The sequence below is a fragment of the Massilia sp. S19_KUP03_FR1 genome (genome assembly GCF_036688685.1).
GTDB lineage: Bacteria > Pseudomonadota > Gammaproteobacteria > Burkholderiales > Burkholderiaceae_D > JALYUM01.
On sequence record NZ_JAQQPS010000033.1, the window covers coordinates 37,963 to 50,249 of the forward strand.

The 12,287-nt window shown below is 64.7% G+C and carries 11 protein-coding genes; 9 read left to right on the forward strand and 2 right to left on the reverse strand.

Going from position 1 to position 12,287, the window contains the following annotated elements:
• Positions 1-55 precede the first annotated feature (55 nt).
• From V6M87_RS25350 to V6M87_RS25375, 6 genes are all read left to right on the forward strand, one after another.
• Positions 56-562 carry a hypothetical protein gene (locus tag V6M87_RS25350; protein WP_332879461.1) on the forward strand — a complete coding sequence of 169 codons (507 nt, stop codon included), beginning with the start codon at positions 56-58 and terminating at the stop codon, positions 560-562.
• Positions 563-841: 279 nt separating this feature from the next.
• Entirely contained in the window at positions 842-1,255 is a 414-nt protein-coding gene (locus V6M87_RS25355) for a BLUF domain-containing protein (protein ID WP_332879462.1), read from the forward strand.
• A 143-nt stretch (positions 1,256-1,398) separates the two neighbouring features.
• Positions 1,399-2,841: an efflux transporter outer membrane subunit gene (locus V6M87_RS25360; RefSeq protein ID WP_332879463.1), complete on the forward strand. Its 1,443-nt coding sequence runs from the start codon at positions 1,399-1,401 to the stop codon at positions 2,839-2,841.
• On the forward strand, positions 2,838-4,178 hold the full coding sequence (locus V6M87_RS25365; protein ID WP_332879464.1) for an efflux RND transporter periplasmic adaptor subunit: 1,341 nt from the start codon (positions 2,838-2,840) through the stop codon (positions 4,176-4,178). The genes V6M87_RS25360 and V6M87_RS25365 overlap by 4 nt, the downstream gene beginning before the upstream one ends.
• The gene (locus V6M87_RS25370) at positions 4,175-4,936 is read left to right on the forward strand and encodes an ABC transporter ATP-binding protein (protein ID WP_332879465.1); all 762 of its coding nucleotides are present in this window, start codon (positions 4,175-4,177) and stop codon (positions 4,934-4,936) included. The genes V6M87_RS25365 and V6M87_RS25370 overlap by 4 nt, the downstream gene beginning before the upstream one ends.
• On the forward strand, positions 4,936-6,162 hold the full coding sequence (locus V6M87_RS25375; RefSeq protein WP_332879466.1) for an ABC transporter permease: 1,227 nt from the start codon (positions 4,936-4,938) through the stop codon (positions 6,160-6,162). The genes V6M87_RS25370 and V6M87_RS25375 overlap by 1 nt, the downstream gene beginning before the upstream one ends.
• A gap of 4 nt (positions 6,163-6,166) precedes the next feature.
• Here V6M87_RS25375 and tssK read toward each other — a convergent pair whose 3' ends face one another.
• Positions 6,167-7,498, reverse strand: coding sequence for a type VI secretion system baseplate subunit TssK (gene tssK / locus V6M87_RS25380; protein WP_332879467.1), 1,332 nt, complete (start codon positions 7,496-7,498; stop codon positions 6,167-6,169).
• A gap of 191 nt (positions 7,499-7,689) precedes the next feature.
• On the opposite strand from tssK, the gene tssE reads away from it, so the two are divergent.
• The 3 genes from tssE to tssG are packed head-to-tail and all read left to right on the forward strand — an operon-like array spanning position 7,690 to position 10,997.
• Complete coding sequence (gene tssE, locus V6M87_RS25385; protein ID WP_332879468.1) at positions 7,690-8,163, forward strand: type VI secretion system baseplate subunit TssE; 474 nt, start codon at positions 7,690-7,692, stop codon at positions 8,161-8,163.
• Between the two features lie 9 nt (positions 8,164-8,172).
• Positions 8,173-10,005 carry a type VI secretion system baseplate subunit TssF gene (tssF, locus tag V6M87_RS25390; RefSeq protein ID WP_332879469.1) on the forward strand — a complete coding sequence of 611 codons (1,833 nt, stop codon included), beginning with the start codon at positions 8,173-8,175 and terminating at the stop codon, positions 10,003-10,005.
• Positions 9,969-10,997, forward strand: a complete 1,029-nt coding sequence (gene tssG, locus V6M87_RS25395; protein WP_332879470.1) for a type VI secretion system baseplate subunit TssG — start codon at positions 9,969-9,971, stop codon at positions 10,995-10,997. The genes tssF and tssG overlap by 37 nt, the downstream gene beginning before the upstream one ends.
• A gap of 12 nt (positions 10,998-11,009) precedes the next feature.
• Here the strand turns inward: tssG and V6M87_RS25400 are convergent, their stop codons facing one another.
• Entirely contained in the window at positions 11,010-12,122 is a 1,113-nt protein-coding gene (locus V6M87_RS25400; RefSeq protein WP_332879471.1) for a hypothetical protein, read from the reverse strand.
• Positions 12,123-12,287 lie beyond the last annotated feature (165 nt).

Genomic DNA, 12,287 nt, shown 5'->3' on the forward strand with positions numbered 1-12,287 from the left:
TAAGGTCGTCCATTCAAGGTTGAGCGAACGGCGCGCAACGCACATCGGAGGTTTCATGAAGCAATACAAAGCGGCATTATTCGGCGGCCTGGCTGCCGGCGTCCTGACCACCCTGGTCATGCTGGCCGGACGCAAGAGCGGGGTTCTGACCAAAACGCTCGACCGCGACGCAGTCGACTGGATCGACGCCCACACCGGCTCCCGTGCACTGATCGGCGACAGCGGCACCAGTATCGTCGAGTTCGCCAATCACCTTGGCGCCTCGGCTGCGTTTGCCGTGGCGCTGCCCACCCTGCGCAAGCTGGCCCCGACCTTGTCGCCTGTCGCCCTTGGCACGCTGTACGGCACCGCGCTGTATGCGGTCAATATCGGCTGCATCGCACCGATGCTTGGCATCACGCAGGGTGAACGTGCAGCGGGGCCAAGAAAGGCCAGCGAGCGCTGGGCCATTCACGTCATCCAGGCCGTCGTGTCTGCCGTGCTTGCTGAGCGGCTTGCTACACCGACTGAACAATCGTTGAACAAAATGGCAGGGCCGCGGGTTCTTGCATATCAGCCATAAGCGTCATCTGAGAAGCAACGGCGAGGACTTGCAGCGCAAAGGCCGGTTCGTCCGGCTGTTCGTCGCGCTGCCTTGCCGACAATATTCCAATATTTCATTCCGGCGTAAACCAGACGAACAAACCGGGCGATTGACTTCGCCGAGCAGGTCGGCGCCAGTTGACGACACCCGGCCTGTACACATTGACCCGCCTAATATTGCCCAAGTGCACTTTTTTTATCGACACAATTTTGCCTTGAAGCTATAGTTTACGCATGCCCACAAAGAAAGTTTGTCAAAGTGTCAATCAATCAACTCGTCTACATAAGCCAGGCAGTACGCAAGATGTCTCCAGCCGATTTATCCGACATTCAGGACAAGGCCAAAACGAACAATGCTCCATTGGATGTAACTGGCAGTTTGTTTTACAACGGCGGCTGGTTTCTGCAAGTGCTGGAAGGTCCGGAATCGACCCTCGATCAGCTTTACCGCAAAATTGAACACGATCCGCGACACAAAAATTCGCGCATACTTTATAACGAACCAGCGAAGTTTCGTACGTTTCCGCGCTGGAGCATGAGCATGACCAACTTGAATGACCGGCAAGCCGACAAGTATGATGAGCTGGTCGAGGTTCTGGAAGCGGCACAATCGAACCGCAGGATCGGCGCCGTTTCTCCCGCGGTTGCCTTGCTCAAGCTGTTCGCAAGTTAGGCGTTTCCCGGCGCCGTGAAGGCAATCACCACCAGGGCGCCGACCTGGCGCACAGGCTTGAGCGGTGAAGCACACAGACGGCCGCGCCGCGAACCTCGATAGTCATTGGCTTGCCCCTGGGCCTGACCGAGAAACTGTCAACGATGCGCGCTACCCGAAACAACCGCCGACGCCGACCAGCCATGCTGTGCGTCGGCGCCCTGACCCTGCTGCTTGGCGCTTGTAGCGCACTGGTGCCGCCGGCGCCACCGTCAGCGCAGGTGCTGGTTCCCGCGCAATGGAGCGTCACGACCACCAGTGCGCCTGCCACCCCGCTGGCGCGCTGGTGGCAGCGCTTCGACGATCCCCTGCTGGTCACACTGGTCGATGAGGCATTGGCGCACAATCGCGCCATCGCCGGCGCCCGCGCCGCGCTGGCGCAGGCGCGCGCACAATCCGACGTGCAGGCCGCAGGACTGTGGCCGGTGCTGGGCGCGAACGTATCGGCGCAACGCGCGCGCGCACACCAGAACAGTGCGAACAGTTTTGTCGCCGGTTTCGACGCCAGCTGGGAGCTCGACGTGTTCGGCGGCCAGCGCGCCGCCGTGCGCGCGGCCGACGCGAGTGTCGTCGCTGCCGGCGCCAGCCTGGCCGACGTCCAGGTGTCGGTGGCGGCCGAGGTGGCGCTCGATTATCTGAGCCTGCGCTGCCTGCAGACGCGGCTGGCAATCGCGCGGGCCGGCTTGCTGAGCCAGCAAGACACGCTGCAACTGACCAGTTGGCGCGTCCAGGCGGGCCAGATCACGGTGCTCGAACTGGACCAGGCGCGCACCGCCGTCGAGCAAACGCGCGCGCAAATTCCGGCGTTTCAGAGCACGCTGGCCCAGACCGAATCGAGCCTGTCGGTGCTGACCGGACAGGCGCCGGGCGTGCTACGCGCGCGTCTGGCCGGCACCGGCGACACCTGCAACGCACCGACCATGACCGCGCTGGTCCCGGCCGTGCCGGCCATCACCTTGCGCCAGCGCCCCGATGTACGCGCCGCCGAAGCGCGCGTCGCCGCCGCTGCCGCGCTGGTGACCCAGGCCGACGCGGCGCGCCTGCCCGATTTCTCACTCGGTGGCGCGCTCGGCCTGAACGCACTGAGTGTGTCTGCACTACCGAACGCCGCCTCGGTGGCGGCCAGCCTGCTGGCCAACGTGAGCGCGCCCCTGTTCGACGGCGGCGCCCGGCGTGCCAACGTACGCGTGCAACAGGCCCTGCTCGACCAGGCCGGCGCCACCTACGCCGCCACCGTGCTGGCCGCACTCAAGGAGGTCGAAGATGCCCTCGTCGCGCTCGGCAGCGAAAGCGCGCGGCAGGCCAGCCTGCGCGTTGCCGCCAGCGCTGCGGCGAATGCGGCGCAACTGGCCAGCCAGCGCTATCGCAGCGGCCTGATCGACTTCCAGGTGGTGCTCGACACCCAGCGCGTCAGCCTGAGCGCCCAGGACGCTCTCGCGGTCAGCACCAGCGAACGCCATGCCGACCAGGTACGGCTCTACAAGGCACTGGGCGGCGGCTGGCCGGGCACCACGCCGCCACGCACCATCACAGGAACACCACGATGAACAAGCCCACCATTCCTCCCGCATCGACGGCAGCGCCAGCGCTGCCGGCCAGCACCGACGGCGTCGCCGCGCTGCTTGGCGACACGGCCGCGCCGCCATGGTGGCGGCGCTGGAGCACGTGGCTGGTCGTGGCGGGCGTCATCGCCATCGTGCTGGGCGCCCTCGCCTGGCAACGCCAGCGCGCCAGCGCCGCCGCCCCCACTTACACCACCGTCGCGGTCACGCGCGGCGACCTGACGCTGCTGGTGACGGCGAATGGCACCATCCAGCCGACCCGCTCGATCAACATCGGCAGCGAATTGTCCGGCACAGTCCTGAAGGTCAACGTCGACGTCAACGACCAGGTCCGCAAGGGGCAAGTGCTGGTGGTGCTCGACACCGCCAAGCTGCGCGACCAGATCCGCCGCTCCGAGGCCGGCCTGGCCTCGGCCACGGGCAAGGTGGCGCAAACGGTGGCCACGCTGGCCGAAGCGCGCGCCGCGCTGGCCCGGTTCGACCAGCTTGCCACCCTCTCCGCTGGCCAGATGCCGGCCAAAACCGAGCACGATGCTGCGCGCGCCACGCTGGCCCGCGCCATCGCCGACGCCGCCAGTGCGCGCGCCGGCGTGGCCGATGCCCGCGCCGCGCTCTCGACCGACCAGACCAGCTTGTCGAAGGCGTCGATCGTCGCGCCCACCGACGGCGTGGTGCTGACCCGCAGCGTCGACCCCGGCAACACGGTGGCGGCCTCGCTGCAGGCGGTCACGCTGCTGACCATTGCCGAGGACATCCGGCGCCTGCGCCTGTGGGTGTATGTCGATGAAGCCGATGTCGGCGCCGTCCAGAACGGGCAAAACGCCACGTTTACAGTGGCCGCCTACCTCGCGCGCAACTACCCGGCGCGCATCACCCGGGTCGGCCTGGGCTCCACCATCACCGACAACGTGGTCACCTATTTGACCTACCTCGACGTCGACAACGCCGACCTGAGCCTGCGTCCGGGCATGACCGCCACCGCCACCATCACGGCAACCGAGCGCCATGGCGTGTTGCTGGTGCCGAACGCGGCGCTGCGCTTCAGCCCCAGCGCCAGCGCGGCAGCGCCGGCCAAAAAAAGCATGGCGGCAGGCCTGATCCCGTCCATGCCAGGCAACCGCACCCGCCGCGCCGCCGCCAGCGGGGCCAGCACCGCAAATGCCAAGCAGGTCTGGGTGCTGGCGGCCGATGGCAAGGGCGCGCCGCGCGCCGTGGCGGTCACGCCGGGCATCAGCGACGGCCACCTGACGGAGATCACCGGCGGTGCCCTGCAGGCGGGCATGCTGGTCATCACCGACCAGAAATCGGCGGTGGCCAAATGAGCCGCGCCGTGGTTGCTGGCGCGGCACCCTTGATCAGCCTGCGCCAGGTGTGCAAGCGCTACGGCAGCGGCGCCACCGAACTGATGGCGCTGCGCGAGATCGACCTCGACATTCACGCAGGCGAGTTTGTCGCCATCATGGGCCCGAGCGGCTCGGGCAAGTCGACCGCAATGAACATCCTCGGTTGTCTCGACACGCCCAGCAGCGGCGCCTATCTGTTCAAGGGCGTACACGTCGAGCCGCTCTCGCGCGACCAGCGCGCGCGCCTGCGCCGGCGCTATCTCGGCTTCGTGTTTCAGGGCTTTAATCTGCTGGCACGCACTTCGGCCCAGGAGAACGTTGAGCTACCGCTGCTGTACCGCGGCGACAGCGCCGGCGCGCGCCGCGCTGCCGCCACGCGCGCGCTGGCTGCGGTCGGACTGGCCGGCTGGGAACAGCACACGCCGGCCGAACTGTCCGGCGGCCAGCAGCAGCGCGTGGCCATTGCGCGCGCCATCGTGACGTCACCGGCCGTGCTGCTGGCCGACGAGCCCACCGGCAACCTTGACACGCAGCGCAGCCACGAAATCATGGGCTTGTTGCTGGGCCTGAACCGCGACCAGGGCATCACGGTGCTGATGGTCACCCATGAACCGGACATGGCCGCCTACGCCCACCGGATGGTGCAATTCATCGACGGGCGCATCGCCCGCGACTTTGCCAACCCGCATCCGGTGACAGCGGCGCCGGTGGGCGCCACGGCCGGCGAGGACGTCTGATGCTGCTCAGTGTAATCATGCTGGCTTTGCGCTCGGTACGGCGCAACCTGCTGCGATCTTTTCTCACCATGCTGGGTATCGTGATCGGGGTGAGTGCCGTGATCACCATGGTCACGCTGGGCAATGGCGCCACGCGCGCGATCGCCACCCAGATCACCAGCCTGGGCACCAACCTGCTGATCATCAATCCGGGCCAGCGCCAGCCCGGTGGCGGTGGCGGCGGCGGGCGTGGGGTGCCGCAATTTACCGAAGCCGACGGCGAGGCCATTGCCGCCCAGATCGGCGGCGTGGCAGCGGTGGCGCCGCAGGGCCGCGCCAGCGTCACGGTGGTGGCTAACGGGCGCAACTGGGTCACCACCGTCACCGGCAGCAGCAATGCCTGGTTCGACACGGGCAACTGGAAACTGGCCGCCGGGCGCCGCTTCGACGACGACGAACTGCGCGCCGGCGCCGCCGTCTGTCTGCTCGGCGAGACGGTGCGCGCCGAGCTGTTTGGCGGCACCGTTGGCCTGACCGGCATGGGCCGGCAGGTGCGCGTCAAACAGTTCTCGTGCGAGGTGATCGGCATCCTGGCGGCCAAGGGACAAGGCGGCATGGGCGACCAGGACGACCTGGTGCTGGTGCCGCTGCACACGCTGCAGCGGCGCGTGACGGGCGGAACCAAGGTGAGCATGCTGGCGGTCTCGATGGAGGACGGCAGCGACAGCACGCGTCTGAAAGCCAGTTTGCGCCAGTTGCTGCGCGAGCGCCGCAAACTCGGCGCGGACGATGGCGCCGACGACAACTTCAACATTTTCGATACCCAGCAGCTGGCCGAAACCCTGTCGAGCACGATGGGCGTGCTGACCGCCCTGCTGGGCGCGGTTGCCGCGGTGAGCCTGCTGGTCGGCGGCATCGGCATCATGAACATCATGCTGGTGAGCGTCACCGAGCGAACCCGCGAAATCGGCTTGCGCCTGGCCGTGGGGGCGCTCGAGAACGAGGTGCTGCTGCAGTTCCTGATCGAGGCGATGGTGTTGTGCGCGCTCGGCGGCGTGGTCGGCGTGATGCTCGCGACGGGGGCCTCGTTCGGGCTGGCGCAGCTGATGGGCGTGCCTTACAGTTTTGATGTTGGCATCAACGTGCTGGCCTTATTGTTTTCGCTGTCGATTGGAGTGCTGTTCGGGTATTTTCCGGCGCGGCGGGCGGCGCGCATGGATCCGATTGAGGCGTTAAGGCACGAGTAACCGTTCACGTGATGGCAATGAGGTCCATTTTGAGCCCGGGAATGCCGTCCAGTGCAAGCACGACCAGTGCGCCGGCCTTGAGCGCTTTGTCGTACAGCGCACTTTTTGTCGACACCGAAAAATAATAGGTATTCGGGCGCACCGGGACTGCACTCGGCACTTGCGGCATGTGAACAACCGGAATGCCCGGCAGCGCCGACCCGACGATATGCTCGATATCGTCGGGCGCGCCCAGCTTGAGCCGGTTCGGCACCGACGCCACCAGTTGCAGTCCCGGCATATCGGCGTTCACCGCCAGACACAGCTGCGTTTCCGGTGTGATTCTGGCCGGATCGAGGACGGCACGGCGAAGGGAAGTGCGGTTCCTGTCCGCCACCAGCGGTATCGAGAAATAGCGCGCTGAAATCACTGTGTCGACCAGGTCGCGCAGCACTGTGTCCATGTTGGCGAACACCTCCCCTAACGCTTCGTGCTGGTAGACCGGCAGATCGGCCGTTTTGTAGCGGTCGGAGAAGGTCATCAAGCCGCCGGCCACGTTGAGCAGTCTCTGATACAGCGTTTCGGGATGATGGCCGGGCGATCTGGCACAGTGCATCAGCTGGGCGTTCGCCGTACTGACGATATTGAGCATCCACCAGGACGACATATCGCCGGCCGACACCTCGTAGGTGTCGGCACTGACTTTCCGATGCATGCGCTGCAGTGCTTCAATCTTGGCCGACATCGCACTGATCAGGCCATCGAGCATCCGGCCCAGTGCAGGCGTGGCGCCAATCCCGACGCACGGCGCAATAAACGTCGCGTCCATTTCAAAGCCGCCCTGCTCTGTACGGCTGATCCGAATCAACGGCACACTCGCATGGGCGTCGCGCGTGACCAGATGCGAGATCAGGCGGGGCTGCTTTTTGAGATACGGCACGTCGATTGCCAGCGCTTCAGTGAACAGGTCCAGCGCTTCGGCTGCGCAGCGGACATAGCGGCTATCGCCTTCGGCATTGCCGCCCTGCGGTTTTAGCACCGGCAACGCAAGGTAAAACGTGAAGGTCTGAATATCGGCCGGCAGGCGCGACAGGTCGACCGGTTCGGGCAACAGGTCGGCGCCGGGGGCGTCGTAGACATCGCCGTCAGGGAACAGCACCGACAAGGTGTCGGCGTGCAGCCGATTGTGCCCCAGTGCATCCAGATTCCATTGCATCGACAGCACGCCCCAGAGGTGGGGATTGATCGTCGCAACGATCCGCCGCAGCCGGTTTTCGTGATAAATGTCCTGCAGCTGAAAGTGCTGCGGGCCGAGCGTCAAGCCCTCCGACCACAATATCTTCGATCCGATGCTCATGTTTCCTCCGCGAATGTGCCGATCAACTGATTCCTGGAAGCATGTCTTTTACCGGGCCGATGCCAGTTGACATAAAGCAAAACGCGGCGCGTTCGCACACCACATCACTACATTGCCCAATCACAATGTTTCGATTGCTCAAGGTCGGATAATCCACCCACCGCCGTCGACGGCACCATCGAGGACATCGTATGCAAGGCTTTTCGCCCGGCCTGTTTGATCGACTTGCCGACGATGACGCGCAAACCCATGTGTTACGCCGGCCGACCCACGCAGCAGAAGCCGAGGCATGCCGGCAAAGCATCACGCGTGACCTGATGGCGCTGCTCAACACGCGTTCGAGTGTGGCGGCACTCACGCTGCCACCAGGTGAGGCGCTCGCCGCTTCCGTCCTCAACTATGGCTTGATCGATTTTGCGGGCATGTGCATGACGAGCGACACCGACCAGCAAAAAATCTGCCACGCCGTATGCCAGGCCATTCAACACCACGAACCGCGCCTGCACAAGGTCCAGGTCACCCTCAGCCCGAAAAAGGGCGCGATCAACCGGGTGGAATTCATGATCACCGCCGAGCTCAAGAACGGCGTGGCCGCGCAGGCGATGTCCTTCAACGCGGTGTTCCGCCCATCGCTGCAGCAATATTCGATTGACGACGCGACGTGAGATCCCACCATGGATGAACTGTTTGCCAAATACGAACACGAACTCGTCATCCTCAGGTCGCTCTGCCGCGAGTATGCGCAGCGCTATCCCAAGGTGGCAGCCAAACTGCAAATAGGGGGCGACACCTGCGACGACCCGCACGTCGAACGCCTGATCCAGGCCGTCGCCCTGCTCTGCGCGCGCGTGACGAAACGGCTCGACGACTCCTATCCAGAATTTACCGAAGCGCTGCTGAATCTGCTTTTCCCGCACTACCTGCGGCCTTTTCCGTCGTGCGCCATCGTGCGCTTCTGCGATGGGTCCGGCAGTTTCACGGCGGTCGCACGCGGTACCCAACTGCAGAGCGCACCCATGGGGGGCGTGCCATGTACCTTCACCACGGCCTACGCGCTCACGCCCGCGACGGTGGTACTGGACAGTGCCAGCTACGCCCCGCTCATCGATGCGCCTGCCGCGACGCGCCTGCCGCCGGATGCGACCTCGTGCCTGACGCTGGTCTTCGCCGCGTCGACGCCTGGCGCGCCGCTCTGCACTGCGTCAGCATCAAGCATGCGCTTCTACATCGACGCCGATCCTTCGTTTTGCGCATTGCTGCGCGACACCCTGTTCATGCGGTCTGCCGGCGCCTATGTAGAACTCGGCGAAGATGGCGCATGGCAGCGCTTACCCACGCTGCCAGTCCGACCAGTTGGCTGTGCCGACGACGAGGCCTTGCTGCCCATGGATGCGCGCTCGCACCCGGCCAGCCGGCTGCTTGCTGAATACTTTGCCTTCCCCGAAAAATTCAATTTCTTCGAGGTTGACCTGGCGGCGCTGCTGGCACAGGCGCCGGCCGGGACGTCGCGCCTGACGCTGCACCTGGCCATTACCGGCATCCGCGCCGATGCCGACCAGGCCCGCATGCTGTCAAACCTGTCCAGCACCCATCTGCTGCAAGGCTGCACGCCAGTAGTAAATCTGTTCCGTCAGGCCGGGGTACCGATCACCTTCGACCAGTTGGCGGCCGACTACACCGTGCTGGCACACAGCAATTACCCCGCCGCGTTCGAGGTGTACAGCGTCGATCAGGTGCACATGGTGCAGCAGTTCGGCAAGCACACCACCGTCACCGCCTTCCGGCCGTTCTATTCGCTGCGCCATGGCGAGGAAGACGGTGCCGGCCAGGGCCGTTACTGGCTGATGCGCCATGACGAAACGCTGGCCATCTGCAGTCCCGGCCATGAAAAATCGATCTCGCTGGTCGATGCCAGTGCCAACCCTCTGGCAATCGATCGTGGCACCCTGTCGATCGAACTGCACTGCACGAATCGCGACCTGCCCTGCGCCATCAGGGTCGGTGCGGCGAAGGGCGACCTGTTCCTGCCGGGCAGCGCCGCGGGTGGCACGATCCGCATGTTGCGCCGCCCGACCCGTCCGGCTCGCCTGCTCAACGGTCCCGATACTCACTGGCGTCTGATTTCCCATCTGGCCCTGAATCACCAGTCACTGATGCATGACGGCGCCCACGGTCTGCGCGAAATGCTGACGCTGTACGATTTGGCCCAGTCACCGACCTCGCGCAGGCAGATCGGCGGCATCATCGCCGTCGAACAACAAGAGACGACGGCATGGATGCGCCACAAGCGCGGCACCTCGCTCGTCCACGGCATGGAAATTCGCCTGACACTCGACGAAGCGGCTTACACCGGTGCGGGCCTGCACCTGTTCACGCAAGTGCTCGACGAATTTCTTGGGCGCTATGTGCACTTCAACAGCTTTGTCGAACTGGTCGTTCTGGCGCATGACAGCGGAAAGGAACTGTTTCGATGCAAACCACGCAGCGGCAGCACCCACCTGGTGTAATCGCGCGCCTGCAGGACGCGCCCTGGCAGTTCGAATTCGTGCAACTCATCACGCTGCTGTTGCGCCAATTGCGCAGCCAAGGCGTCACCTCTGAGCGGGCATTTCGCGATGTGCTGCGCTTTCATAACAGCCTGTCGCTGAGCTTTCCGGCCAGCGAGGTGTGCGCAGTCTCGATCGAAACCGAGGACAACGGCGCGATCAAAAAGATGCACGTGACGCCGGCCTTCATCGGCCTGCTGGGCGCCAGCGGTACCCTTCCCGCGCACGACACGGAACGGATCGCCTTGCGCTACGCCGTCGACCGGGACACCAGCGAGCACGCCCTGGTCGACGTGTTTTCAAACCGGGTGATTGGCCTGTTCTTCGACGCGTGGCGCAAATACCGGGTCGAGCAGACCATTACCGTGCAGGGACAGGATCGTCTTTTGCCACTGCTCACTGCACTGGCCGGCAAAGCTGGCTCGCATTCAAACAGCAGCGATACGATACGCGCCTACTACGCTGCCTTGCTCAGGACCCGTCCCGTGGCCGCCGGCACGATGGCACAAATCCTGTCGCACCACTTTGGCGTGCCGATCGCCGTGGAGCAGCTGGTCGGCGCGTGGGATCCGATCCCGCCCAACCGGCGCAGCACGCTGGGCAGTGGCGCGCCGGTACTTGGCTACGGCGCGACACTTGGCGTACGGCTATGGCGCCACGACCTGCGCGCGCGCCTGCGCATCGGGCCGCTCGACGAAGACCAGCTGACAGCGTTCCTGCCCGGCGGCCATGCACTCGCGGCACTGGCGGAGATGATGCGTCTGTTCGCCGTGCCGATGGTGCGCTTCGAAGTGCTGCGGCTGCTGAAGCCGGCCTGCGTCAAGCGCTTGCGCCTGCGTACAGCGGACCGCAAACAGTTGGGATGGAATACCTTCCTGATAAGCACAGACGGCGTCACAAAGCGCCCGGAAATCGGCTCCATGCTCGACCTGAAGGCGAAGGCCGGCGCCTGAGTAGCGTGCGCCTTACGCTGCCACGCGCCGATCCGCGCGCGCCCGATACGAGCGCGGCGCCGGCGTCTCGCCCGCAAGCCGGTCCGCGTGGATCAGCACTGGCGCAACAAAGATCAGCTTGCGGTCGAGATTGCGCGGCCCGCAAGGCTGCATGCGGAAATGGCCGCGCCGCCAGTGTGGTGCCACACCGCCCCCCGTGCCATGGCTGCCGGCGCCCGTCGGCAAACGCTCCGGACCGACGACGATGCCGTTGTACAGCGCCCCCGTGCGCTGGGCGAGCTTGGCACGCTTGCGCTCGCCGAGTCCGGCCAAGCGACGCACGGCGATGTCGTGGTCCCGGTGTTCGACGACGCGCGCCTGTTTCAATCCCATGTAAAGGAACAGCTTGACGACGTAACTGACCGCCGCGTAAATCGGGTGCGGGTACCCTTCGGCGGAATGATTCGCCTCGGGCCCAAGGGCCCGGTCCAGCCATGCAGCGACCGTCGTGTCATCGCGATCAGTGATGCCAAGCACCAGTACATGGCCGTTGACGCAATCATGCCGTTTGCAGATGAAAAGAAGCTCCAGCATGTACCCGTCGCCGGCGGCGGATGGCGTCGCGAAGCAAAACACCCCGTCGAAAACAACATCACGATCGCTTGAACCCGGCACCTTCAAGCTTCCGCTTGCAGCGGGGCCGAAGCGCAGGTACTGGCTCGCGTAAGGTAGCCCGACCATGCTCATCGGCACACTCAGGTCGACGTCGGAATGCGACAGCAAGGTTTCCAGCGCAGGGGTGGCGTCGATCACAACCCCCTTGTTCAGGTGATATTTGAGATTGGCACTGACCGCAGCGGCAAGGATGTTGCGGTTTGCCGTCACGGGCGCTGTGACTGATGTCGGCCAGCCAGCCAGAGGCCACTCCTGTTCCAGTTGCCAGAGCAATTCGCGCATGATATCCCCGCACGTGGCATGCGGCTGCACCCAGCGTGTCCAGATAGCCGAGCCACCCACAGCGCCCTGCCAGGCATCAATAGCGCCCTGGCGACGGAACTGGACCGGAAACGGTTTGCCATGCAACAACCCGACAATGCTGCATTGCATTGCACGGCCAACGTCGATCATCTCGTTATCGCTTCGCATGGCTTCTGTCCTGTACTTGTCGACCGAATGGCCTTCTGTCGAAAACTGTAGACACTGCGCAAGGGCTGAAGTTGATTCTCGTCAAGCCCGTACCGGCTGTTGTTATTTCCACCAACGAATTCCAACTTGATAGGGATCAAACAAGCGGCCGGCACAGCGCGCTAA